General features: G+C 70.1%; 24 protein-coding genes and 3 pseudogenes. 16 read left to right on the plus strand and 11 right to left on the minus strand.

Features of this window, described 5'->3' with window-relative positions:
• Positions 1-57 precede the first annotated feature (57 nt).
• Entirely contained in the window at positions 58-1,113 is a 1,056-nt protein-coding gene (locus tag DM992_RS37685) for a sigma-54 dependent transcriptional regulator (protein ID WP_111021328.1), read from the minus strand.
• Positions 1,114-1,458: 345 nt separating this feature from the next.
• On the opposite strand from DM992_RS37685, the gene DM992_RS37690 reads away from it, so the two are divergent.
• Both DM992_RS37690 and DM992_RS37695 read left to right on the plus strand, forming a co-directional pair.
• A complete protein-coding gene (locus DM992_RS37690) occupies positions 1,459-2,826 on the plus strand; it encodes a sigma-54 dependent transcriptional regulator (RefSeq protein ID WP_111021329.1) in 1,368 nt (455 codons plus the stop codon).
• A 76-nt stretch (positions 2,827-2,902) separates the two neighbouring features.
• On the plus strand, positions 2,903-5,209 hold the full coding sequence (locus tag DM992_RS37695) for an ATP-binding protein (protein WP_111021330.1): 2,307 nt from the start codon (positions 2,903-2,905) through the stop codon (positions 5,207-5,209).
• 391 nt (positions 5,210-5,600) lie between these two features.
• Here DM992_RS37695 and DM992_RS37705 read toward each other — a convergent pair.
• A pseudogene (locus DM992_RS37705) lies at positions 5,601-6,218 on the minus strand (UdgX family uracil-DNA binding protein); the annotation flags it as partial.
• A 172-nt stretch (positions 6,219-6,390) separates the two neighbouring features.
• Between DM992_RS37705 and DM992_RS37710 the strand changes: the two are divergent.
• Positions 6,391-7,092, plus strand: a complete 702-nt coding sequence (locus DM992_RS37710; protein ID WP_239511488.1) for a LysR substrate-binding domain-containing protein — start codon at positions 6,391-6,393, stop codon at positions 7,090-7,092.
• Between the two features lie 107 nt (positions 7,093-7,199).
• Here DM992_RS37710 and DM992_RS37715 read toward each other — a convergent pair whose 3' ends face one another.
• The 3 genes from DM992_RS37715 to DM992_RS37725 form a co-directional block, all read right to left on the minus strand.
• Entirely contained in the window at positions 7,200-7,682 is a 483-nt protein-coding gene (locus DM992_RS37715) for a PRC-barrel domain-containing protein (protein ID WP_111021331.1), read from the minus strand.
• Positions 7,683-7,775: 93 nt separating this feature from the next.
• A complete protein-coding gene (locus DM992_RS37720; protein ID WP_111021332.1) occupies positions 7,776-8,207 on the minus strand; it encodes a CBS domain-containing protein in 432 nt (143 codons plus the stop codon).
• Between the two features lie 87 nt (positions 8,208-8,294).
• Positions 8,295-8,549 carry a hypothetical protein gene (locus DM992_RS37725; protein WP_111021333.1) on the minus strand — a complete coding sequence of 85 codons (255 nt, stop codon included), beginning with the start codon at positions 8,547-8,549 and terminating at the stop codon, positions 8,295-8,297.
• A gap of 171 nt (positions 8,550-8,720) precedes the next feature.
• On the opposite strand from DM992_RS37725, the gene DM992_RS37730 reads away from it, so the two are divergent.
• From DM992_RS37730 to DM992_RS43195, 8 genes and pseudogenes are all read left to right on the plus strand, one after another.
• Positions 8,721-9,023 carry a hypothetical protein gene (locus DM992_RS37730; RefSeq protein WP_111021334.1) on the plus strand — a complete coding sequence of 101 codons (303 nt, stop codon included), beginning with the start codon at positions 8,721-8,723 and terminating at the stop codon, positions 9,021-9,023.
• Positions 9,024-9,306: 283 nt separating this feature from the next.
• A complete protein-coding gene (locus tag DM992_RS42085) occupies positions 9,307-9,456 on the plus strand; it encodes a hypothetical protein (protein WP_162631789.1) in 150 nt (49 codons plus the stop codon).
• 207 nt (positions 9,457-9,663) lie between these two features.
• Positions 9,664-11,103 carry an RNA polymerase factor sigma-54 gene (locus tag DM992_RS37735; protein ID WP_111021335.1) on the plus strand — a complete coding sequence of 480 codons (1,440 nt, stop codon included), beginning with the start codon at positions 9,664-9,666 and terminating at the stop codon, positions 11,101-11,103.
• 60 nt (positions 11,104-11,163) lie between these two features.
• Positions 11,164-11,352: a DUF3008 family protein gene (locus tag DM992_RS37740; RefSeq protein WP_111021336.1), complete on the plus strand. Its 189-nt coding sequence runs from the start codon at positions 11,164-11,166 to the stop codon at positions 11,350-11,352.
• Positions 11,353-11,398: 46 nt separating this feature from the next.
• Complete coding sequence (locus DM992_RS37745; RefSeq protein ID WP_027792525.1) at positions 11,399-11,560, plus strand: DUF1328 family protein; 162 nt, start codon at positions 11,399-11,401, stop codon at positions 11,558-11,560.
• Positions 11,557-11,943, plus strand: coding sequence for a DUF3022 domain-containing protein (locus DM992_RS37750; RefSeq protein ID WP_111021337.1), 387 nt, complete (start codon positions 11,557-11,559; stop codon positions 11,941-11,943). The genes DM992_RS37745 and DM992_RS37750 overlap by 4 nt, the downstream gene beginning before the upstream one ends.
• Before the next feature lie 104 nt (positions 11,944-12,047).
• Positions 12,048-12,308: a hypothetical protein gene (locus DM992_RS37755; RefSeq protein WP_111021338.1), complete on the plus strand. Its 261-nt coding sequence runs from the start codon at positions 12,048-12,050 to the stop codon at positions 12,306-12,308.
• Between the two features lie 13 nt (positions 12,309-12,321).
• Positions 12,322-12,543, plus strand: a pseudogene (locus DM992_RS43195) (hypothetical protein); the annotation flags it as partial.
• 122 nt (positions 12,544-12,665) lie between these two features.
• Here the strand turns inward: DM992_RS43195 and DM992_RS37765 are convergent.
• A pseudogene (locus tag DM992_RS37765) lies at positions 12,666-12,947 on the minus strand (cation transporter); the annotation flags it as partial.
• 89 nt (positions 12,948-13,036) lie between these two features.
• Positions 13,037-13,393 carry a DUF3175 domain-containing protein gene (locus DM992_RS37770; RefSeq protein ID WP_111021339.1) on the minus strand — a complete coding sequence of 119 codons (357 nt, stop codon included), beginning with the start codon at positions 13,391-13,393 and terminating at the stop codon, positions 13,037-13,039.
• A 224-nt stretch (positions 13,394-13,617) separates the two neighbouring features.
• On the opposite strand from DM992_RS37770, the gene DM992_RS37775 reads away from it, so the two are divergent.
• The 4 genes from DM992_RS37775 to DM992_RS37790 all read left to right on the plus strand — a co-directional run bounded on the left by DM992_RS37775 (position 13,618) and on the right by DM992_RS37790 (position 15,561).
• On the plus strand, positions 13,618-13,986 hold the full coding sequence (locus tag DM992_RS37775; RefSeq protein WP_111021647.1) for a hypothetical protein: 369 nt from the start codon (positions 13,618-13,620) through the stop codon (positions 13,984-13,986).
• Positions 13,987-14,160: 174 nt separating this feature from the next.
• Positions 14,161-14,709, plus strand: a complete 549-nt coding sequence (locus DM992_RS37780; protein WP_111021340.1) for a type 1 glutamine amidotransferase domain-containing protein — start codon at positions 14,161-14,163, stop codon at positions 14,707-14,709.
• Positions 14,710-14,713: 4 nt separating this feature from the next.
• On the plus strand, positions 14,714-15,055 hold the full coding sequence (locus DM992_RS37785; protein WP_111021341.1) for a DUF1488 domain-containing protein: 342 nt from the start codon (positions 14,714-14,716) through the stop codon (positions 15,053-15,055).
• Positions 15,056-15,333: 278 nt separating this feature from the next.
• Entirely contained in the window at positions 15,334-15,561 is a 228-nt protein-coding gene (locus tag DM992_RS37790; RefSeq protein ID WP_111021342.1) for a hypothetical protein, read from the plus strand.
• Between the two features lie 29 nt (positions 15,562-15,590).
• Here the strand turns inward: DM992_RS37790 and DM992_RS37795 are convergent, their stop codons facing one another.
• Complete coding sequence (locus DM992_RS37795) at positions 15,591-16,841, minus strand: phosphatidylserine decarboxylase family protein (protein ID WP_111021343.1); 1,251 nt, start codon at positions 16,839-16,841, stop codon at positions 15,591-15,593.
• A 125-nt stretch (positions 16,842-16,966) separates the two neighbouring features.
• Between DM992_RS37795 and DM992_RS37800 the strand changes: the two genes are divergently transcribed.
• Positions 16,967-17,209, plus strand: coding sequence for a hypothetical protein (locus DM992_RS37800; RefSeq protein WP_111021344.1), 243 nt, complete (start codon positions 16,967-16,969; stop codon positions 17,207-17,209).
• Between the two features lie 81 nt (positions 17,210-17,290).
• On the opposite strand, the gene treY is transcribed toward DM992_RS37800, so the two are convergent.
• From treY to treZ, 3 genes are read right to left on the minus strand one after another with little or no spacing between them, the layout of a single operon-like run.
• Positions 17,291-20,065 carry a malto-oligosyltrehalose synthase gene (gene treY / locus DM992_RS37805; protein WP_111021345.1) on the minus strand — a complete coding sequence of 925 codons (2,775 nt, stop codon included), beginning with the start codon at positions 20,063-20,065 and terminating at the stop codon, positions 17,291-17,293.
• Positions 20,062-22,248 carry a 4-alpha-glucanotransferase gene (malQ, locus tag DM992_RS37810; RefSeq protein ID WP_111021346.1) on the minus strand — a complete coding sequence of 729 codons (2,187 nt, stop codon included), beginning with the start codon at positions 22,246-22,248 and terminating at the stop codon, positions 20,062-20,064. The genes treY and malQ overlap by 4 nt, the downstream gene beginning before the upstream one ends.
• Entirely contained in the window at positions 22,245-24,116 is a 1,872-nt protein-coding gene (gene treZ, locus DM992_RS37815; protein ID WP_111021347.1) for a malto-oligosyltrehalose trehalohydrolase, read from the minus strand. Before treZ ends, malQ begins: the two co-directional genes overlap by 4 nt.
• Position 24,117: the final 1 nt, after the last annotated feature.

Consider the following 24,117-nt stretch of genomic DNA (forward strand, 5'->3'; position numbering starts at 1 on the left):
TGCGCGGCCACGGGCGCGCTGAACCAGCTGAACCCGGTGCTCGACGCGCTGCCGCGCTCACTGATTCGGTGCACCCGGCGGCGGGGCTGCGCTCGCGCACGCGTTGGTGGTGGCGGTGGTGGTGTCACCGGGGTTCGGCGGCGCTGCGCCGTTCGCCGCGCCGCGCTCGTGCTCGGGCAGCAGCGCGAGACGGTTGTACAGCGTCTTCAGGCTGATGCCGAGTGCCTTCGCGGTGCGCGGCTTGTCGCCGTTGAAATGCCGCAGCGATGCGGCGATGAAGCGCCGCTGCGTGTGCGCGAGCGTCGTGCCGATATGCAGCGTCATCGCGTTGTGGCGCACTTCCTCGTGCGGCGGCTGGCGGCGCGGCAGTTGCAGGTCGATCTGCTCGTCCGAGAGGATGAACGCACGCTCGAGCGCATTGCGCAGTTCGCGCACGTTGCCGGGCCACGTATACGCGCGCAGCGCCTTCATCGCCTGCATCGACAGGCGCTTGCGCGTGCGGTGCCGCGCGTTCAGCCGCTCGACGATCTGGAGAGCGATATCGCCGACATCGTCCTCGCGCTGCCTGAGCGGGGGCACGTGCAGCGCGATCATCGCGATCCGGTAGAACAGATCTTCGCGCAGCCGACCGCTGCGAACGGCCTCGACGGGATCGTGATGCGTGGCCGCGACGATCCGAACGTCGAGCGGAATCGATTCGTGGCCGCCGACGCGCACGATCGTGTTCGATTCGAGCGTGCGCAGCAACTTGACCTGCAGCTCGCCCGGCATTTCCGCGATCTCGTCGAGGAACAGCGTGCCGCCGCACGCGGCTTCGAACATGCCCACATGCTGCGCGACCGCGCCGGTGAAGCTGCCTTTTTCGTGACCGAACAGGTGCGATTCCGCGATGTCGGGCGCGATCGCGCCGCAGTTGACGGGGACGAACGGCCCGCGCCGCCGCGGGCTCAGGTCGTGCAGGAGACGCGCGACGATGTCCTTGCCCGCGCCGCTTTCTCCGACGATCAGCACGCTGGCGTGCGTGGTCGCGACGCGCGACACCTTCAGTAAAAGGGCCTGGATCGTACGCGAGCGACCGAAGAGCCGCGCGCTGTCATCGCCGGTTTTCGCCATGGCGCGATATCGAATCAGGAGGATTTGACCGAATATTGTCGAGGTCTGGTGAAGAAACGTCGTGGCATGCGTCGTTTTCCTGTAGGGAGCTTACCTTTTATACCAACGGCACGACATTGAATCTGGCAATGCGGGCCGCCGCTGCAGATAGATTTATTCGATGAGCGACGAATGCGCGACCGGGGTCTTCTATACTTCCAAGCAGCGTTTTTTCATTTCAGGACGGCCGGTCCGCTTATTGGCATGAGCGGAAGGCGTCGCCATGTGCCGGCCGCGCGTGCTGCGCCGCATATCCGTCGCGGGTCCGGCCAGTGCCCGCGCCGGGCCGCCTCACAAGGAGCCTCGATGCCCTATGTCCTGATCGTCGAAGACGATGCCGATACGCGCACGATGCTCGCGACGCTCGCTCGCACGCAGCAGCTCGCATGCGATACGGCCGCGACGCTCGAAGAAGCGCGCACGCTCGTCACGACGCATACCCCCGATCTCGTGCTGTGCGATCTCGTGTTGCCGGACGGCAACGGCATGGATCTGTTCGACGCATTGCCGAAACGATCGCACTGCGAAATGGTATTGACCACCGGCCACGCGAGCCTCGAAACCGCGATCGACGCATTGCGGCGCGGCGCCACCGACTATCTCGTGAAGCCGCTGAACATGCAGCGGCTGAACAGCATCTTCGCGCGCGTGCCGCGCACGACCGCGCTGCACGAAGAGATTGCCGAGCTGCGCTCGGAGCTGAAGCGCCTCGGGCGCTTCGGCCGCATGCTCGGCAGCTCGCCCGCGATGCAGACCGTCTACGATGCGATCGGCCGCGTTGCGCGCACCGAGGCGTCGGTGCTGCTGACGGGCGAATCGGGCACCGGCAAGGAACTCGCCGCGCAGACGGTGCACGACCTGAGCCTGCGCCGCCGCGGCCCGTTTCTCGCGGTGAACTGCGGCGCGATCGCCGCGAATCTCGTCGAAAGCGAGATGTTCGGCCACGACCGCGGCAGCTTCACGGGCGCCGAGCGCCAGCACAAGGGCTTCTTCGAACGCGCGGACGGCGGCACGCTGTTCCTCGACGAGATCACCGAGATGCCGGTCGAATCGCAGGTCAAGCTGCTGCGCGTGCTGGAGACGGGGCGGCTCACGCGGCTCGGCTCGACGCGCGAGATCGACGTCGACGTGCGCATCGTCGCGGCGACGAACCGCGATCCGGAAGCCGCGATGGCGGACGGCAAGCTGCGGCCCGACCTGTTTCACCGGATCAACGTGTTTCCGATTCCGTTGCCGCCGCTGCGCGAGCGCGGCGACGACATCCCGATGCTCGCCGACGCGTTCCTGCAGCATTTCAACGAAGAGAGCGGCCGGCATCTGCGCTTCGCGCCGGCCGCGCGCGAAGCGCTGAAGACCTATGAATGGCCCGGCAACGTGCGCGAACTGCGCAACTTCGTGCAGCGCGCGAGCATCTTCAGCGACGTGGACGTGATCGAGACGCTGCCGCCGCCGATCATGGAAGAGCTGTCGAACATGGTCGATTCGCACGAGGACCGCGTGACCGTGCCGTTCGGCACGCCGCTCGAGGAAGTCGACCGGCGGCTGATCCTCGGCACGATCGCGCAATGCGGCGGCGTGAAGGCGCAGGCGGCCGAAGTGCTCGACGTCAGCCTGAAGACGATCTACAACCGGCTCGCGCAACTGGAAGACGAAGCGGACAAACCGGATTCCTGATGTCGCCGCGACCGCGCCCGTGCACCCGTTTCCGCGTGGCGTCGCGCATCGTCGTCGCGCGGCAGGAGCGTACCCGATGATCGACTTCTCGCGTATGCGCGCCGGGAATTACGCAACGGCCGTGATGCTGGTCGCGATCGCGACCGTGCTGCAGGCGCTCGCGATCCGCTTCGGCGGCGTGAACCTGCCGTTCATCCTCTACTACCCGCTGCTCGCGGGCGCCGCGTGGGCCACGTCGTTCCTGTTCGGGATGGCAGCGACCGTGGTCAGCGGCGTGCTCGTGTGGACGCTGTTCCTGTCCGATCCGGCTGCCTACACGATGCCGCTGCCGGAGCGGCTCGTCCGGCTCGCGACGTTCGTGCTGGTCGGTGCGCTCGTCTGCGCGATTGCATCGATGCTGCGGCACGCGCGATTCGCGAACGAAGATGCGCGCCGGCGCGAAGCGGCCGCGCATCGGCGGCTCGCAGCCATGTTGCAGGCGCTGCCGCATGGCGTGATCGCAACCGATACGAACGGGCGGCTCACCTACATGAACGCGGCCGCGGCCGCGCTCGTCGGCTGCGCGCCGGCCGATGCGACGGGGCGCGCCGCGCGCGACGTGCTGCGGGTGTTCGATCGCGCCGGCCGCCGCGTGCCGGCGACACCGCTCGATCGCGCGCTCGGCGGCGCAGGCGTCGTGTCCGACCAGCACTGGCTGCATCCGGACGGCCGCGAGCCGGTGCCGATCGTCGAGGTCGCGTCGCCGATCGCCGATGCCGACGGCAACATCGACGGCGCGGTGCTGCTGTTGCGCGATGCCGGCGCGGATCGTTCGCGCGTCGACGCGTCGCGGCTGCAGCGGGCGGTGGTCGACGCATCGCCGGACGCGATCGTCGGCGTCGATGCCGACGGCCGCATCGTCAGCTGGAACCCGGCCGCGAAGCGCCTGTTCGGCTATGACGAAGGCGATGCGCTCGGGCGCGCGTTCGAATCGCTGGTCGCGATGCGCTGGCTGAAACGCAGGCCGTTCGCCGAATCGTTCGACGATATGCGCGAAGCGCTCGGGCCGATCGACCTGCTGTGCGTGCGACGCGATGGCCGGCGCTTTCGTGCGACGGCGGCGGCGGGCCCGGTGAGCGGCGACGGGCGTGCGTGTGTCGCGCTGTCGCTGACATTGCGTGAAACCGGCGCGCAGCGCCTGCGCGACCTGCGCGCACTGCGTTCGCTGCAGCGCGCCCGCGATGCACGCGACCAGGCCGATACGTCGAACCGCCTGAAGGACGAATTGCTTGCGACGGTATCGCATGAATTGCGCACGCCGCTGAACGTGATCTACGGCTGGGTCGAGGTGCTGCGCAACTCGGGCGACAACACGCTGCAGCAGCAGGCGATCGACGCGATCGACCGCAGCGCGCGCTCGCTCACGCGGATGGTCGGCGACATCCTCGACGCATCGTCGCTCGCGACCGGCAAGCTGCAGCTCGATGCGATGCCGGTGGATGTCGTGCGGCTGTTCTCCGACTCGGTCGGCGCATTCCAGACGGCCGCGTCGTCGGCCGGTATCGTGCTCGAGTTCGAATGCGCGGCGGCCACCTGCATCGTGTCGGGCGATGCCGAGCGGCTGCGGCAGATGCTGTCGAATCTCGTGTCTAACGCGCTCAAGTTCACGCCGAGCGGCGGCGCCGTGACGGTCGCGCTGGCGCGTGTCGATACGCGCGTGGTGCTGACCGTGTCCGACACGGGGCAGGGTATCGCGGCGGAGTTCGCGCCGTTCGTGTTCGACATGTTCCGCCGTGCGGACGATTCGCCCGCGTCGTCGCGGCGCGGCCTCGGGCTCGGCCTGTCGATCGTGCGGCATATCGCCGAACTGCACGGCGGCAGCGTGGCCGTCCAGAGCGCGGGCCGCAATCGCGGCGCGACGTTTACGGTGACGCTGCCGGCCGGCTGGCAGCCGATGGGCGCGATGGCCTGGGGGATCGCGCAGGCGGATGGCCGTCGCGAGCCGCTCGTGCTGGATACGCAGCGCATCCTGATCGTCGACGACGATGCAACGACGCGCGCGAGCCTGACCGCCGCACTGACCACGTTCGGCGCGACCGTCGCGATCGCATCGTCGGGCCGGGAAGCGCTCGCGGTGGCCGCCGACATGCGGCCGACCGTCGTGCTGTCCGATCTCGCGATGCCGGACGGCGACGGCTTCTGGCTGCTCGACGCGTTGCGGCGCAGCGCGATGAACGGCGACGGCGCGCTGTCCGACCTGCGGGTGCTGGCCGTGACCGCGCACGCGGGCCTCGCCGACGAACGCCGCGCGCTCGAAGCCGGGTTCGAAGGTTATCTGTGCAAGCCCGTCGACGTGCGCGAACTGGCACGCAAGATTGCGCAGATAACGAAGCGCACCGGCTGACGCCGCGCGTTCGGCATCGCGCCGCCGCGCCAGAAGCATCACCAGTACGCGCATCGGCGCCGACGTTGACGATCACGACCATCACGATCAGGCCTTTGGCGAGACGGTCGGAGAAGTGCTCGCGGATGCCGGCGACGAGGCCTTTGCGGTTGCCGCGCCCGATGAAGGCCGACGCGAGCTGCACGGCGACCATCATCGGCAGCATGGCGACGACCATCCACAGCATGTTGAAGCCGAACTGGCTGCCGGCCTGCGCATAGACCGCGACGTTGCTCGGGGCGGCGTCGGATGCGCCCGCGAGCAGCCCGGGGCCGAGCCGTCGATACCACGGTTGCGCGGCGGGTGTCGCGGACGCTGCGTCGCCGTCCGGGCCGCTCATCCGGCGTCTCCCGCGCGCGGCGGTGCGCAGTGCGTCGACGAGCGTCCGGTAGGCGTGCTCGCGCGAATCGGCGCCGCGCGTGCGCAGCACGTAGGACGGGTGAAAGGTCGCGACGACGAGACAACCTTCGGCGCTGCGCACCGGCGTCGGCGTGCGCTCCAGCGTCGCGTCGTTATCTTGCAGTACCGCGCGCAGCGCCGTGGCGCCGAGCGCGACCACGACGCGCGGCCGCAGCGTATCGAGTTCGCGCTCGAGCCCGTAGCGGCACGCGGCGACCTCGCGTTGCGCCGGCGTCTTGTGCAGGCGCCGCTTGCCGCGTGGTTCCCATTTGAAATGCTTGACCGCGTTCGTCAGGTAGACGTTTGCGCGTTCGATGCCGGCTTCGTCGAGTGCGCGATCGAGCATGCGTCCGGCCGCGCCGACGAACGGCATGCCCGTGCGGTCTTCCTGGTCGCCCGGCTGCTCGCCGACGAGCATGATGCACGCATCGGCCGGACCCGCGCCGGGCACCGGCTGTGTCGCGTGCTCCCATAGCGCGCAGCGGCGGCACGCATCGAGCGTCGCCGGCGTGCCGTCGTCGGCTGCGGCGGGGGACGGCGCGGCGGGATTCGCGGACGATTTTCGCATCATGCGGCCTCTCCCCAATACACGGACGCGATGCAGCGGTTCGGCCGCGCGAAGCGGCCTGCCGGTCCGTGCGCCGCATGCGCGTCGGCGGGGTGGCCGGATGACTGGCGCGGGCTCGCGCGCATGAGCGGCTTCCGTATCGATGATGTGCATGACGATGCAACCGGCATGCCGCATGCAATCGACACAGGCGGTCGCGCCGCGCATCGACGAGATCGAGGCGAAGCTCGCCGCGATGTCCGATTTCAGGGACAAGCCGGCCGGCGTCGTGCGCATCACGGCCACCGAGCATCCGATCGACACGGTGATCTGGCCGAAACTCAGGAAGGTCCTGCCGGAGTACCCGGACATCCGCGTCGAACTGTCGGTCGACTACGGTCTGTCGAACATCGTCGAGGAGCGCTACGACATCGGCGTGCGATACGGCGACCAGGTGGCGAAGGACATGATCGCGGTGCGCGTCAGTGCGGACATCCCGATGGCGATGGTCGCGGCGCCGTCCTACCTCGCGGGCCGCAAGTTGCCGCGGACGCCCCAGGACCTGCTCGAACACGATTGCGTCACGTTGCGGCTGGCGACCGCGAAAGGCATTTACGCGTGGGAACTGAAGAAAGGCAGGAACGAGATTCAGGCGCGCGTGAACGGCCGGATCACCTGCAACACGCAGCCGCACATGGTTCAGGCAGCCCTCGACGGATTCGGCATCGCGTTCGTCGCCGAGGACGTCGTGCGCGACCACGTCCGTAGCGGCAACCTGCAAATCGTGATGCCGGACTGGTGCCCGGTCTTTCCCGGCTTCCACGCGTACTATCCGAGCCGCCGCCAGGCATCGCGTGCGTTCTCCATCGTGATCGACGCGTTGCGGCATCGGCCGTGACGCGTGGCGGCGTTGCCTGTCGCGCGAGCGGCGCGCAAAAAAATGCGCCCCGCATCGGCGGGGCGTGGCAAGCGAAACGCCGGCGGACCGGCGCCGGATCACGCGGATCAGTGATGGCCGCGTGTGCGCGGATCGTTCAGTTCCTCGGTCGGATCGGTCAGCCCGAGTTCGTCGCCGGGGCTCCAGTACGGCGCGCTGCCGTAGTATTCGTGCAGCGGCTGGGCCCATTGCGGGTCGGCCATCGCCGGCCAGTGGTCCTTGTCGAAACCGGGGGCGTTCTTGATCCGCTCCGACGACACCGACAACAGGAAGCACTTGCGCTCGGTGTCGAGCGTCAACGCGCTCCACGGGATCGCGAGCAGCTTGTCGCCGATGCCGAGCACGCCGCCGCTCGACAGCACCGCATACGCGACACGACCTGAACGCACGTCGAGCATGATGTCCTTGATCTTGCCGACATCGTCGCCGTCGGTCGTGTAGACCTTGTCGCCTTCCAGCGTGTCGGCCGCCATTACGTCGGGGCCGGGTCCGGCCGCCGTCGCCGCCCCCTTGCCGACGATGCGGGTCTGACCTTGATTGGGAGTCTGCATGGTGTTTCCTCCTGGCTGCGTGGTGCGTGATCGTGCCCGGGCGGGCGCCGATCGCGCGGGTGGTCGGGACGGGGCGAGGAAAAGCTCGTGCCGTCACGTCTGCCTCGGTTGCGACACGCCTTCGAGCGTGTTCGCGACCTCGTCGTGCGTCGGGCCGGCCGAGCGCGTCGCGATGTCCGCGAGCGACAGCATGCCGACCAGCCGCTTGTCGTGATCGACGACGGGCAGGCGGCGCAACTGCGCGTCTGCCATGTAGTGCTGGATCTCGTCCAGCGAATCGTCGGCGAAGCACCATTCGATCGGGCCGGACGCGACTTCGTGGATCCGCGTCTCCGGCGGCTTGCCGGCCGAGATCGCGCGCACCGCGAGATCGCGGTCCGTCACCATCCCGATCAGCCGGTTGTTGTCGCACACGGGCAGCGCGCCGATGTCGTAGCGCTCCATCAGTTGCGCGGCATGGCGGATCGAGTCGGTCGGCGCGATGCACACGACGTCCTGCGACATGATTTCGTCGACGCGAAGCATGAAAGTCCTCCTTGCGGGTTGGGGGGCGATGTTCCAGCACATTCCATTCAGCAAACCGCATGCCGTGCGGCCTGTCGTTCGCCGCCGTCATTCGTTGCGGCGTTTGCGCTTGTCCTGCCACGGCCCTTCGTCGTGCGTGCCGGGCGGCGTGTCGGGCTCGATGCGCGTGATGCCGCCGGTCGCGGGCGGGTCGCTGGCCGGAAACGTGTCCTCGAGCTGCTTGTCGATATGGCGTTCCGAATGGCGCGTGTGCGTGCGGTCCTCGGGCTTCAGCGGCCGCGACGGGTCGGGTCGCTGCTTGCGCTCCGGCGCGTCGTGGCCGGACCGGGTCGAATCCTTCATGGCGAGGCTCCGTGTCGGTGACGATGATGCTGATTTCACGCAATGGCCGTTCCCGGATCGCACGCGGCACGCGACTTGCCACGTCGACAGCGACGACGAAGACGACGACCATGGCAGCAACGCGCGGCGCACCCGGTGCCCGCGGTGCGCGCATCAAGCGGAGACACGACGATGATTCCGAAACGACGACCAGGCATACGCTACGAGATCAACGTATGCGGCGGCGGATTCGATTCGGTGAAGAGCCATTTCGATACGTGGAAGCATGAACCGCTGATCTACCGGCCCGAGCGCCGGATGTTCGAGGGCAAGGCCGACGTGCGGCCGCTCGGCGACGAGACGTTCGGCTCGACCGAGCCGGCGCGCTTCGCGCTGCAGCGCGCATGCGAGCCGGCCGATCCGTATGCGCTGGCGGCGCGTGTGCGGGACGACGGCCGCGAGCTGTGGCTCGTGATGGCCGCGTACGACGCGTAGCGGCCCGCTTGCAAGAATTGCAGCGAACGGTGTAGCGAATGCACGGCGCGCGGCGCGAAATCGCGCGTATGCGCATCAGCGCCGGCGTGCGGGTGCCGCGAACGGCCGGCACGCGGATTGCGGACCCTGGCCACATCCGTCAGACAACGCAACGATGCACGCCTATGGAGTGCCGATGAATCACGACCGCGATCAGTGGCTGCACCGGCCCGACCCGCCGATGCGGTACTGACGCGTCGCGCGCGCCGCGCGGCATGCCGCACTCGTGATGCGGCGAACGAACGTGATGGCGAAGATGAAATCCGCAGCGTGCTGCGAGCGGATCGTGCAGCAGGAGCGCGATATGGTCGCGTGGCTGCTGCGTCACGTGCCGGAGCCGACGGCGATACTTCCCGATCGCTCTGCCGTCGATCTCATCCATGCAAAGCGGTGACGACGCGGGCGATCGGGCGCACTTCCTGCCGCGCGAAATGCGTGCCCCAAACTTGCCTCCGGCTTGTAAAAAAGCGGCCCCGTCAGGTTGCGTGATGGAGCAATAACCCGCGAAAGCCCCGGCACGGCGCGCGTGGACGGATTGGCACGAAAGCTGCATGAACCCTGTCGACGAAATACCGCGAACCGAACCGTCAGGAGGCTTTCGATGTCCGTCTCGCTTGCGCTGCAGATGCGCCAGCATCTCGCACTTACGCCGAGGCTTCAGCAGTCGCTGCGGCTGCTGCAGTTGTCCTCGCTCGAGTTTCAACAGGAATTGCGGCAGGCGCTCGACATGAATCCGTTTCTCGAAGACGGCCAGGGCGACGGCGAAGAGGAAACCGCCGCCGGAACGCCCGAGCAGGCGGTCGAAGCCGCCGCGCCCGAAGCGTCGCCCGAACCCGACGACGTGCGCCCGCCGGACGGCGAGGTGTCGTATACGGCCGCGCCCGCGCCGCGCGGTACGGGCCGCCAGGGCGACGACGCCGACGGGCTGTCGCCCGGCGAATGGATGGCCGCCGAGCCGTCGCTGCATCAGCAACTGCACGATATGCTGCGGCTCTACCCGCTGAACAAACGCGACCGCGAAGCCGCGCGCATCGTGATCGATGCGCTCGATGACGACGGCTACCTGCGCCAGGAGCTGCCCGAACTTCTGGTCGCGGCCGATCCGGCGCTGCTGCTGTCGCAACAGGATCTCGCGGTCGCGCTGCGGCTCGTGCAGATGCTCGACCGCCCGGGCATCGCCGCGCGCTCGCTGTCCGAATGCCTGGTGCTGCAGCTCGACGCGATTCCGGCCGGCACGCCGGCGCTCGCGGAAGCGAAGGCGATCGCGCGCGAGCATCTCGAACGGCTCGCGCGCCGCGAGACGGCCGAGATCCAGCGGCGCATCGGCTGCAACCCGCAGACGCTGCAGGCGGCGTGCGCGCTCGTGCGCGGGCTCGATCCGCGCCCCGGCAATCACTACGGCAGCACGCGCGGCGACTACGTGGTGCCCGACGTGATCGTGCGCCAGGTGCGCGACGAGTGGATCGTGACGATCAACCCGGCCGTGCTGCCGCGCGCGCGCCTGCACGAGCGCTATGCGACGCTGTTCGCACAGTCGAGCGGCGAGCGCGATTCGCCGCTCGGCCAGCAGTTGCAGGAAGCGCGCTGGCTGATCCGCAACGTGCAGAAGCGTTTCGAGACGATCCAGCGCGTCGGCGAATGCATCGTCGCGCGGCAGCGCGATTTCTTCCGCTACGGCGAGATCGCGATGAAGCCGCTCGTGCTGCGCGACATCGCGGATGAGCTCGAGCTGCACGAATCGACCGTGTCGCGGGCGACGGGCAACAAGTACATGGCCACGCCGCACGGCACGTTCGAATTCAAGCACTTCTTCCCGCGCAAGCTCGAGGCGGCGGGCAAGGGCGTGTGCTCGGCATCGGCCGCCAAGGTGCTGATCCGTGACATGATCGCGGCCGAGCGTCAAACCGATCCGCTGTCCGACGTCACGCTCGCGCAGAACCTCGCGGGGCGCGGCATTCTTCTCGCGCGCCGCACGGTGACGAAGTATCGCCAGGCGATGAAGATCCCGCCGGCCGACCTGCGGCGCCGCGACGCCGCATGACGGCTGCCGGACAACCGCGCGCGTTGCGTATCGCGCGCGCCAACCGACAGGAGCGCAACCATGCCAGCAAAATCCCAGGCCCAGCAGCGTGCTGCCGGGGCCGCGCTGTCGGCCAAGCGCGGCGAGACGAAGATGAAGGACCTCAAGCCGCCGGCGAAGTCGATGGCCAAGTCGATGAGCGAGAAGGAACTCGAGAAAATGGCTTCCACGCCGGTTCGCGGCAAACCCAGGCACAAGCACGATGCGTGATCAACGACGACGTGTATTGGCGACCGCAGTCATTCAGGAGGGCTCCATGCTTCGATACGCCATCATTTTCTTCATCATCGCGATCGTCGCGGCCGTGTTCGGCTTCGGCGGCATCGCGGCCGGCGCGGCCGAGATCGCGAAGATCCTGTTCTACATCTTCGTCGTGATCTTCCTGGTCACGCTGCTGCTGGGCGTCGTGCGACGATGATCGGCGCGCCCGACCGCTCGCAGCGCGTCGCGGAACTCGAGCACGCGCTCGCGAACGGCTTTCCGTCGGAGTCGACCGTCGCCGTGCATGCGGACGACGCATCCGGGCGCTTGACGATCCAGGTGTCGTGGGTGCGCGTGCCGGCCGACGAAAGCGCGCGCGAATGGCGTTGCACGGTCGACCTGCGGTTCGATCCGCACGTGATCGAGCGTTATGCGTGGCTCGGCGAGGACGACCGGCTGCGTGTGCGCACGTATCTGTGCGATGGCGCGCGACGCGCGGTGGACGAACGCAAGCCGCGCGTCGAGGACGACGCGATCGAATGCAACGTGGCGCTCGATATTACGGATGCCGAACTCGACGCGGCGTTGCGTGCGCCCTGACGAGGCCGACCGCCGCAGGCGCGGTCCGCGCGTGCCGCGCCGACTAGTCCTGCTGTTCGCCACGCGCGCGGCGGCTGCCCGCCGAATTCGACGAGGACACCTCGATGACGATTTCCCCACCAGCCGGCAAGACGGCGCCGGCCGCGCAGCGATACGTGCGCGAGGCGTTCAGGCACTTGAAGCCGATCGCGGCCGTCGGTGCCGAACGCCTATTGCCGATCGCCGCGTATCCGCTGGACCCGGCGCGACGCGTGGGCATCGGGCAGGCGGGCGATCCCGACGCGGCAATGCGCAGGTTCCCGGACGACATTGGCCGCCATCGGATCCGGGCGCGCAAGCAGCAGGCGGTCGACCTGCCCGCGTAGCAGCGCCGCGATCATGGACGTCGTCGTCGCGCTGTTCGGACAGGGCCGGATGCTCGGCCCCGGCCAGATGGCGTTGCGTGCGATCGTCGTGTTCGCGATCGCGCTGGTGCTGATTCGCATCGCCGGGCGACGCGCGTTCGGGCAGCGTTCGCCGTTCGACTACGTGGTCGGCATTCTGCTCGGCGCGATCCTGAGCCGCGCGGTGGTCGGCGCGTCTCCGTTCGTCGCGACCGTCGCGACCGTCGCGGCGTCGCTCGCGTCTCGACGGGCTGAAGCGCGATCCGTGGGAAGGTTATGCGGATGCGCGCCAGCGGATCACCTCGAAGATGCGCGCACGGCTCGGCGCAACGTGAGCGCCGCGGGCAGCGGCACGGTGACGTTCATCGCGAGCAGGCCGACGCGGCACGGGACGCGCCACAGCCGGTCGGACAGCGGCGCGCGCAGCCGCAGCCCGATCGCGAACAGCGACACGCGCAGCGCGATCTCGACGATCGAGCGCAGCTGCGGCGCGTCGCGTTCGAGGTCGAGACGCTGCAGCCTGGCGCCGGAAGGGCCGAGCGCGATGCCGGGCACCAGACGGATCATCGCGGCGCTGCACGGCAGGTGGCGCAGCGCGGACGTCGCGACGCCCACGGCCATCGGCACCGCGGCGACGATCAGGTACCACGTCGTTTCGGGCGTGCATGCGCGCGATCGGGGCGGGTCGATGCGGCGGTGGCCGGCGGCCGTCACGGCTTGCGGCCGAAGGCCTCGCGAAGTTTTCGCTTCGCGCGTTCGAGCGTCGCGCGGCGCGTTTTCGGCAGGTTGCGGCCCGCGCGGTTCATGTAGAAGTTCAGCATCGACATCGCCGACTGGAACGGCGACGCCTTGCGGCGGCGGCTCCGTTCGGCCGAGCGCTTCAGCGACGCGGCGATCGCGCCCGGATCGTCGGACTTGAAGATGTCGGGCTCGATGTCGAGCACGTCGCTTTTTTGCGTGACTTCGGCGGACCAGCGCTTGCGGTGCTGCGGAGCGGCGCTGCGGGCCCGGCCGGGGCGGCGCGTCGCGCGCTTGCCGTGCGCGGGGGAGGCGGAAGCGGAAGGCATTTCGGGGCTCCGTATGGCGTCGCAGGGACGTACGGGCCAGGGTGCCGCAATTCGCGTGCCGCGCGGCACCGTGCCGCCGAAGGTATGGCCCTTGCTGCAAAGTCCGCTCAGGCGTGCCATTCCGCCCCTCTTAGTTCAGCACGAAAACCTCGCGATATCCGCATTCGAACCGAATGGCCGGCGCGGTTTGCAGCAAGCGCGCGGCCACCACGCAGGAGGACATCATGCAATCGAACTCCCGGATCAATCTGGAAGACGATGCGACGGACGGCGACACGGTCGACGCCGGCGATTTCGATACGACAGTCCGTCTCGACGTCGAGACCGGCACGGTCACGTTTCATGCGGCGTGGTCGATGGAGGCCGATGCGCCGCCCGATACGGGGCGGCATTCGGTCGTGCTGGTGCTCGACTGCGACACGATGGAACGCTACGCGGGCCTCGACGACGGCGCCCGGATGCGCGTGCACGCGATGCTGCACGAGGCCGTGCGGGACATGCTCGACCGGCTCCCCGACAGCGACGACGACGATCTGACGCTGACGGTCGAACTGACCGACGCGATGCTCGATGCGGCGATTCGCCTGCAGTAATCGTGCCGGGTCGGGTTACACGCCATTGAAATCTTTTCAGCCCGTGCGCGGCGACGCGGGACGGGTTGGTTCCGGCCGGTCTCTTCCGTCGCCGTCGTCCGGTCGCACGCGGCACGGCGATTGCTCCGTGACCGGGACGACATAAAGGGTGCCGCGGCATCCACGGAGGTTTCCATGAGCGGCAGACTGGACCATTGCAAGGTAGCGATCCTCGCGGTCGACGGCTTCGAGGAAGCCGAACTTGTCGAACCGCAACGCGCGCTGGCGGCCGAAGGCGCGCAGGTCGACGTGATCTCGCTGAAACGCGGCGAAATCCAGGGGTTCAGGCACGTCGACAAGGGCGCGCGCGTGAAGGTCGACCGCACGTTCGACGATGCGCGCGAGGGCGACTACGACGCGGTCGTGCTGCCCGGCGGCGTCGTCAACGGCGACGCGATCCGGATGATCCCGGCCGCGCGCGAGTTCGTGACGGCGGCCGTCGGCGCAGGCAAGCCGATCGCCGCGATCTGCCACGGCGGCTGGCTGCTCGTGTCGTCCGGGCTCGTGGAAGGGCGCACGATGACGAGCTGGCCGAGCCTGCAGGACGACATCCGCCATGCGGGTGGCAAGTGGGTCGACGAGGAAGTCGTGCGCGACGGCAACCTGATCACGAGCCGCAAGCCTGCCGACCTGCCCGCATTCAGCGGCGCGCTGGTCGAAAGCCTCGCGTCGCGGAGCGCGTGATCCGATGCCGGCCGATTCCCCCCGCCGCGTGACGCTGGCCGATGCGCCGCCCGAGTTCGACGGCACGGCGCTGCAGCTGTGCTTTACCGTCGACGTCGACGGTCAACCGGAACACTGCGCGATCACGGCCGAGGCGCTCGAGGATCATTTCGGCGCGCGCTCGGCGCTGGAAGCCGATCTGCGCGACGCGTTCGAGCGCGGCCGCGCGCGGATCGAAGCCGCGTGCGCGGAGGTGCTGGCGGACGGCAAGGGCGGCGTGGTGCTGCACAGCGGCTATTTCCGCGCGCACGGCCGCGCGGCGGCGAGCAGCGTGAAGGCCGGCCTGTCCCGTTCGCGGCGCTCCTGATCGAGGCGCCGTGTCTGCGAGTTTGATCCGCGCTCGGGTCCGGCCGCTCGCGTTCTGCCCGCTTGCGTTCTGCATTACACATCGTTGAAAACTTTGCACGGGCGGCCGGACGCCGCACGGTGCCATTTCGCGCCGCGCGCACGCGGTGCGGACGAGCGACGCTTCGCGCGGATTGGCATGGTCCGTGCACGCATCGACAGTCGCCGGCGCGCGTGTCGCGCCGCATGCCGATGCGACGCCGTTGTCACATCGCGTGAAGCCGTCAACGGGGAACGAGCATGCTGACCGCTCATGAATTTGCCGCGCTGTTCCTGGTGTATCGCGCACCGGAACAGATCCAGATCGATCGCGAGGACGTCGCCGCGCTGGTCGAACGGAACCTGATCGTGATGCAGGGCGACGACGCGTCGGGCGAGCGCCGGCCCGCGCTGACTGCCGACGGCCTGTCGGTGCTGCGGTGCGTGCAGCGGCACGACGGGTACGAGCTGGACGGCACCGATGCGTGACGTGTGACGATGACGCGCGGGCGCGCTGCTCACCGCGCGATCGCGACGGACGCGTTGACCGGCACGACGGGCGTGTGGTCGTCGAACGGCGGCGCGTACAGGAAGCGCTCGATCACGCCGGCCTCGAACAGCAGGCAGTACGTCGAGCCGCCGAACTGGAAGCGGCCGATCTCGTCGCCCTTGTCGACGCGCTGGCCCGGCACGACCTCGATCACGCACGACGACACGTCGCCCATCCCGACGAACAGGGCCGCCACGGTGCCGATGCCCGGGTCGTCGCTCTCGATCGCGACGATCGCGCGCGCGGCGACCGCCGTCATGTAGCCCTGCGAGTCGTTGAGCCCGGCCGGGTCCGGGCCCTCGGCTTCGGCGACCGAGTAGTAGGTGCCGTCGACCCGGTACGCATGCGTGACGGTGCCGCGCACCGGCGCATGCCAGCGATGGTAGTTGTACGCGCTCAGATAGGCCTGGTAGAGATCGCCGCCGACGAAGCGCTCGGCGAGCGGTCGCCCCGCGCGCGTGAAGATGTCGTGCAGCGAATACGGCTGCGCCTTGATCCAGAACGTGTCGCGCATCTTCACGTTCGTTTCGGTATGGTACGGCGCGGCCTCGCACGCGCTGACGATCACGTGCGGATCGTCCGGCGCGTCGACGGGCCGCGCGCCTTCCCGAAAGCGTCGCGTGAAGAAGTCGTTCCACGAATCGAAGCCGAGGTGCGGTTGATCGTCGCGATAGCGGAATTGCGACAGCCCGATGCGCTTGCTCGCTTCGTCGCAGAACCAGCCGTCGGGCGCCGACGTGTCGAGATGCTCGCGCGAATGCGGGCCGCCGAGGAAGTCGCACCATACGTTCAGTACCCGCTTCAGGTGTGCGTTGACGGTTGCGTCCCGAAACACCGCGTGGCCGGACGGCATGCACATCGGCCAGTCGAGGAACGCGTTCAGCGGGCACACGATCAGGCTCGATTCGCTGAACGGCGGCGTGTAGGTCATCAGGTGGTCGATCACGGTCATCAGTTCGCCGATCGACGTGTAGCCGAGCCGGCGGCCGGATTCGACCGCCTCGTCGATCGCGCGGACGAGGCCCATGCGCAGCACGGGGCAGTCGTCGAACAGCCGCGCGAGCGCCTGCACGGCAGGCGTGCGCAATCGTTCGCCGGCATGCGCGTGCGCGTCGGCCGCGATCCTTTCGCGGAACGCGGCCATGTGCGCTTCCTCGTGGGTCAGCCATTCGCCGAGCCGGCGGCGCGTGGCGGGCGGCGTGTGGGGTTCGGTCGGCATCGTCGGCTCCTGCGGCTGGATTCGGTACGAACATATAGCAAGACGCTTGCCCGGGGGCGGCATCGAAATTGCGGCGGCCTGTTCACGGGGTTTTCAGTTTTTTTCAGTGACGCAGGAGAGAAAAGATGAATGCGGGTTCGAATGTGCGGCAGACGAAAGGCACGGCATCGGCCGACGAGCGCGGGGGCAGCGGGCAGCGTACCGTGACGCCGACGCGCACGCGGGCTCGTGCGGCGAAGCACGGCGAGACGCGACGCTCGGAGGATCGCGATGCGAAAGGGAGCGTGACCGCGGGCCATGGCGACAACGCGGGCGCGCCGCAGTGGGAGGACGACGGCGGGACGCTGCCGCCGGACGAGTGGTCTTGATGTCGTCGGCCGCACCCGCTTCCGACAAGCGACCGGTTGCGGCCGGCCGATGCAGCGTGCGCGGGGCGGGGCCGAATCGGCTCAATCCGTCGCGCGCGTCGCGACGAGCACCGCAACGGGCAACGTTGCGAGGCAGCGAGCGAGCGCCAGCATGCCGTCCGCTGCATCGATGCCTTCCCGCGCGTCCCGCGCATTCAGCCAGTCCGCCCAGGGCCCATTGACGCCACGCGGCAACACGACCGCGGTATCGCCCCATAACGCGGGCTCCACGCGCGGCAACCGGGGCATGTCGCCGAGCAGCCGGCACGCAAGCCGCGTCGCAACGACCACCACGGTCGCCGCATCGCCGCACCGCGCGAACGCAACCGCGTGACGCCCGAGCGTGCCGCGCACGCGCAGCGGCACGTACGCACCGTCAGCGAACGCCGCCGGCCATCGCGCGCGCAGCGCGAGCATCCGTTCGATCAGCGCCCGTTTCACGCGCGCATCCGGCCAGGCCGGCAGGTACGACGCGACCGGCGCGTCGACGCGCTCGGCCGCCAGCACCGCGAACGGCACGTCGCGCCGGTTGTCCGGATCGACGAGCGAGTGATCCCATCGCTCGGTACCCTGATACAGATCGGGCACGCCGGGGGACGCGATCCGCAGTGCCGTCTGCGTCAGGCTGTTGACGATGCCGGCCGGCGCGATCCGCGCAACGAACGCATGCAGCCGGTGCGCGAAATCGCCGGCGCCGCGCGGCGTCAGGATCGCGCGGGCGAATGCTTCGCAAGCGCGCTCGTAGTCCGTCTCCGGCGCAAGCCAGTCCGTATGCCGCTTCGCTTCGCGCAACGCCTTTGTCTGCCAGCGCACCACGCGTTCTGCAAGTGCCGCGAGCCCCGCCGCGTCGTCGGGCGCCAGCGACGGCGGCCAGCAGCCGACGAGCGTCTGGTACAGCATCGCCTCGGCGGCCGGCCCCGGCGCCCACGCCAGGTCGCGATGCGGGCCGCCGCGCCGGGGCAGGTTGAGCGCGGACCAGTCGAGCGAGACCGCGCGCCAGGCGTCGGGCATCTCGCTGAGCACCGCGAGCCGCGCGCGCGCGTCCTCGCCGCGTTTGTGGTCGTGCGTGGCCGTCGCGACCAGCGCATGCGGCGCGATTCGGGCGCGGCGCCGGTTGCGCGCATGGAACGCGCCGCGCGACAGGCTGAAGTCGTTCGCGTCGGCGCCGACCTCGTTGCGCGACAGCAGCCGGCCGTAGCGATAGCAGGCCGTATCCTCGACACCCTTCGCGGCGAGCGGCGCGGTGAGCTGCGCGAATGCGACGCGGGCTGCATGCAGCGCGGCGGCGTCCGCGCGCGGCACGCGCACGACCGGCAACCCGAGCCACGCGGCGACCCGGTCGAGCGCGTAGCGGTCGGCCGGATCGCCGGCCGCACATGCCCCTTCGTACGCCTGCAGGAGCACCCGTCGGTCGGCGTCGGCGGGCGCGTCTTCCTGCGCCGGATACATCCGGTACACGGGCAGCCGCACCGCGAGTTCGCCCAGCACGCGCCGAATCGCGACCAGACTGACGTCGCGCGTCGCGGGCGACGCGCGCGCAACGCCGTGCAGCGCTCGCGCGACGCGCGCATGCTCGGCGGCGAGCTGGCGCATCAGCACGCGCCGCTTGCCGTCGAGCGCTTCCTGCGCGAACGTGCGCGACGAACCGGACACGGCTGCCCAGTGGGCGGCCAGCGGCGCGGCGCCGGCCGGGTCATGCAGCAGCGCGCCGACGTCGTTCATGAAGTCGTAGCCGGTCGTGCCGTCGACGGCCCAGTCGCCGCGCAGCGCTTCGCCGGGCGCCAGGATTTTTTCGACGACGACGTACGGCCGCTCGTCGCGCAGCGCCGCGAGCCGCGCATGCAGCCGCCGGCAGTACGCGCGCGGATCGGCGAGCCCGTCGACGTGATCGACGCGCACGCCGTCGATGGTCCCGGCCGCATAGAGGCGCAACGGCAGCGCATGGACGGCGTCGAATACCGCCTCGTCGTCGATGCGGATGCCCGCGAGCGTCGCGATGTCGAAAAAGCGCCGCCAGTTCAGTTCGTCCGCGGCCGTGCGCCACCACGCGAGCCGGTAGTGCTGGCGTTCGAGCAGCCGGTGCAGCCACGCGCGCGAGCGTGCGCTGCGCGGATCGGCGCCGCGCAGCACGGCGTCGAACGCATGCGGGCCGTGCGCGGCCGCGTAATCGCGCAACGCCGCGTGCGCGGCGGCCAGCCGGGCGCTGCCGTGCGCCGGCGCGGCGCCGAAGCGTTCGGCGAGCGTATTCAGGTCCGAGCGGTTCGCGATGCGCAGGATGTCCGCATAAGTGGCGGCGGCCACGGGCAGCTGCCGCCCCGGGCACGCAACGAAGAAGCGGCCGGTCGCCGGATCGGCGCCGAGCGCGATGTCGCCGGCCGCGAGCGCGTCGCCGTACGGCGTGCCGAGGCAGGGCAGCAGGACCTTGCCGTCGAGCGCCGCGTCGGGTGGATGCCAGTCGATGTCGAAGCAGTGTGCGTACGGGCTTGCCGGTCCCCATTCGAGCACGTCGTTCCACCAGCCGTTCGACGAGCCACCGACGCCCATGTGGTTCGGCACGATATCGACGATCACGCCGATGCCATGCACGCACAGCGCGCCGACGAGCCGCACCAGGCCGGCTTCGCCGCCGAGTTCGGCGTTGACCGAGCCGTAGTCGACGGTGTCGTAGCCATGCGGCGAACCGGGCTCGGCCGTCGAGACCGGCGACAGGTACAGGTGGCTCACGCCGACGCGCGCGAAGTAGTCGGCGTGCATGGCGGCATCGTCGAACGTGAAGCCCGCATGCAGCTGCAGCCGCAGCGTCGCGCGCGGCGTCATGCGTCGCGCTCCCTCGAACGGCGCGCATGCACGACGGCCGCGATGCGCTTGCGCGCCTCGGTGTCGAACAGCGTGTCGACGGTGCGCGGCAGGCGCCGCAGCCAGTTCGGATGGCCGCATGGCGGCCCCGGCAGGTTCGGCTGCGCGTCCAGCCCGAGCAGATCCTCGAGCGGCACGATCGCGAGCGGCGACGGGCTGCGCGCGACGTACGCGAGTATCGCGTCCACGGGCGGCGCGCCGGCCGGCGGAGCAGCGCTGTTGGCGGGCGCACAACCCGCGTGCTGCAGCGCGTGCCACAGCGCCGCGCGTTCGGTTGCGCGTTCCGCCCGGGCGGCGATCAGGTCGGGATCGGACGCACGCGGGGGCGAGGCGGGCGCGGCGCGGTCTGCGTCCGTGCGGGGCACGGTGTCATGCCCGACGTCGGCGCCTTGCCCGATTTCGTTCGAGTCTTGCGCACTCGCATCGCCCGGCGTGCTGTCGGCCGCCACCCGCCGCCACTCCAGATCGACCCCGCGCCACCAGCCGGCCACGGTCGGCAAGTCGTGCGTCGACGTCATCGCGATCGCATCGCGATCCCACGCGGACGGCGGCCGGAACGCGCCGTTCGCATCGCGCTCGAACCACAGCACGCGCATCCCCGCGATCCCCTGCGCGCCGAGCCGTTCGCGCAAACCGCCCGGCACCGTGCCGAGATCCTCGCCGATCGCGATCGCGCGATGGCGTGCCGCCTCGAGCGCGACGAGCCGCACGAGATCGTCGATCGGATAGCGCAGGTATGCGCCGTCGCGCGGCGTGCCGCCGTCCGGCACGATCCACATCCGCGCGAAGCCGAGCACGTGGTCGATGCGGATGCCGCCCGCATGCGCGAACGCCGCGCGCAACAACTCGATGAACGGGACGAAGCGGTCGGCGCGCAGCGCGGCGGGCGTCCACGTCGTGACGCCCCACGCCTGGCCGGCCGCATTGAACAGGTCGGGCGGCGCGCCGAGCGACACGCCGCGCAGCAGCGTCGTGCCGTGCGCCCATGCGTCGCTGCCCGCGCGGTCGGAGCCGACCGCGAGATCGGCGATCAGCCCGGTTGCCATGCCCGCGCCGCGCGCCGCATGCTGCGCGGCGCCGAGCGCGCGCGATGCGCACCATTGCAGGAACGTGTGGAATGCGATCGTGTCGGCATGTGCGTGCGCGAACGCATCGACGTCGGCCGATGACGGCATGCGCCACGGCGCCGGCCATTGCCGCCAGTCCGAACCGATCCCGTGTTCGACGCAGAACGCCTGCAGCGTATCGAAGCGCGCATGCGCGTCGAGCGCCGCGCCGCCGGCCGCGCGAAAGCGCTGGTACGCGTCGCGCGACGGCGCGCCGTTGGCACGCCATGCATCGAAGCATGCGCGCAGGCGGCGCAGCTTCGGTGGCAGCACGCGCGGCCAGTCGATCAGCGGCGCATCGACTGCATCGCCGCGCGCGTGAAGCGCAGCCTCGGCACCCGGCACCGCGTCGCAGTCGAGATACGCGACGTTGTGCCAGCGCCGCGACGACGGCGAATACGGGCTGTCGTGCGCGGGCAGCGCGGGATAACCGGCGTGCGTCGGGCTGATCGCCACCGCCTGCGCGCCGTGCCGCGCCGCGTGCGCGGCGAGCCGCGCGAGCGCGGTGTAGTCGCCCGCGCCGTCGTCGCCGGTGCGGCGCAGGCTGTAGATTTGCGCGGCGACTCCCCAGCGGCGGCCTGCGTCGGGCGCCCGCGCGAACGCGTCGAACGGCAGCGCGCGCAGCGGCGCGATCGCGAGCCCGATGCGCTGCTCGCCGATGTCGAGCGTGTGATAGCCGGGCATCGCGAGCGGCGGCAGCGTGCCGTGCTCGCCCGCACCGGCCACGCGCCCGTCGACGTAGCCGCCCGTTTCGAGCGCGATCCGAAAGTGTGCGCCCGGCAGCGCGATCGTATGCGGCAGCGTCAGCGGCAGGCCGGCATCGCCGGTGACGATGCGCGGCGGCGCCGCGTTCGCATCGGCGAGCGCCGCCGCGCTGTCGACGCGCTGGAGCGCCGTGCCGCACGGCCAGCCGAGCGCGTCGACGAGCGCGGCGAGCGCATCGTCGCCCACCCGCCGCGCGACGCCGCCCGCGTCGGTCCAGTCGGTTTCCAGTCCGGCCGAACGGGCGAGTGCCGCGATCGATACGTCGGTCGTCATGATCGGCCCCGCCCGTTCGTGCGGTGATTCAGCGCATCGTGGTTGACCGCGCCGTCGCGCCACGCGATGCACGCACGTGGCGGCAGGCGCAGGTCCCGCAGCCGGTCGCGCGCGCGTGGCGGCGTCTCGAACACGATCTTGCCGACCGGCAGCACGGGCAGCACCGCGTCGTGCGAGCCGAGATTCAGCGCGATCGTCAGCGTGCTGCCGTTGCCGAGACGCCAGCGCGCGGCGAGCGCCTGCGGTTCGCCGTCGCCCGCGAGCAGGTCGACGCCGAGCGCGCGCGCACCGGCCAAGTGCGGCGTCACGAGCGCCGCGCGCACGGCCAGCGCGCTGCGGTAGAAGTGCCGCCATGCATCGGCGTCGGGCCATGCGTCGTCGGCCGGGTGTTTCGACAACGAGCGCACGAACGTCGCGATGTCGTTCGGATCGGGAATCGCGTCGCGATGCGCGGGATCGGCGAACGCGGGGAACGCCGCGAATTCGCGGCGCCGGCCTTCGCGCACGGCGTCGGCGAGCGCGCCGCGATAGTCGGTGAAGAACTGGAACGGCTGCGTGCTGCCTTCCTCCTCGCCCATGAACAGCAGCGGAATCTGCGGCGCGAGCAGCATCAGCGCGGTGGCCGCGCGCAGCGCGTCGTCGTTGGCGAGCGTGCGCAGCCGTTCGCCGAACGCGCGGTTGCCGATCTGGTCGTGGTTCTGCAGGAACGCGACGAACGCGGTTGGCGGCAGGTGCGCGCTCGGCTCGCCGCGCGCGGCGCCGCCATGCAGCGGCGACGGCTCGCCCTGGTACGCGAAGCCTTCGCCGAGCGTGCGCGCGAAATGGCGCAGCGGCGCGTCGGCGTACGCTCGGTAATAGCCGTCGCGCTCGCCGGTCAGCAGCACATGCGCGCTGTTGTGGAAATCGTCGTTCCACTGCGCGTCGAAGCCGCCGGGCCCGAGCAAGCTCGCCGCATTGCGTTCGTTTTCGAGCACGAGATGCACCTCGCGTGCGTCGCCCGCATGCGCGCGCACGCGGCGCGCGAGCTCGCGCAGCCATGCATCGTCGTCGATCGCGTGCGCGGCGTCGATGCGCAGCCCGTCGAAACGGTATTCGTCGAGCCAATAGAGCGCGTTGTCGATGAAGAACGCGCTCGTCTGCGCACGCGCGAAGTCGATCGCGGGCCCCCACGCCGTTTGCCGGTCCGCGCGGAAGAACGCGGGCGCGTAGCGCGGCAGCAGGTTGCCGTCGGGCCCGAAGTGGTTGTAGACGACGTCGAGGAACATCTGCAGCCCGAGCCCGTGCGCGGCATCGACGAGCGCCTTCAACTCGTCGGGCCGCCCGTACGACGCATCGGGCGCGAACGGCAGCACGCCGTCGTAACCCCAGTTGCGCGTGCCCGGGAACGCATTGACCGGCATCAGCTCGATCGCCGTCACGCCGAGCGCGGCGATGGCCGGCAGGCGCCGCTCGACGCTCGCGTAGCCGCCGCATGCGCCGACGTGCAGTTCGTACAGCACCGTCTCGTGCCACGGGCGGCCGCGCCACGCGTCGTGACGCCAACGATACGCGGCCGGATCGACGACCTGGCTCGGGCCGTGCACGTCGTACGGCTGGAAGCGCGACGCGGGATCGGGCACCGTGAGCGCGCCGTCGAGCCGGTAGCGATACAGCGTGCCGGGCCCGCACGGCGCGAGCACGTCGAACCAGCCGTCGCCGGCCGGCGTCATCGCGATCGTGCGGTCGCTCGGGTCGTGCAGCTCGACGGCCGCGGTGCGGCTCGCGGGCGCCCACAGCCGGAAGCGCGTATGGCCCGCATCGATGCAGGTCGCGCCGAACGACGACGCGAACGCGTGCGTGCCGGGCGGATGAGCGGAACGTGACGTCATG

The organism is Burkholderia sp. JP2-270, from assembly GCF_003233675.1.
Classification (GTDB): domain Bacteria; phylum Pseudomonadota; class Gammaproteobacteria; order Burkholderiales; family Burkholderiaceae; genus Burkholderia; species Burkholderia pyrrocinia_C.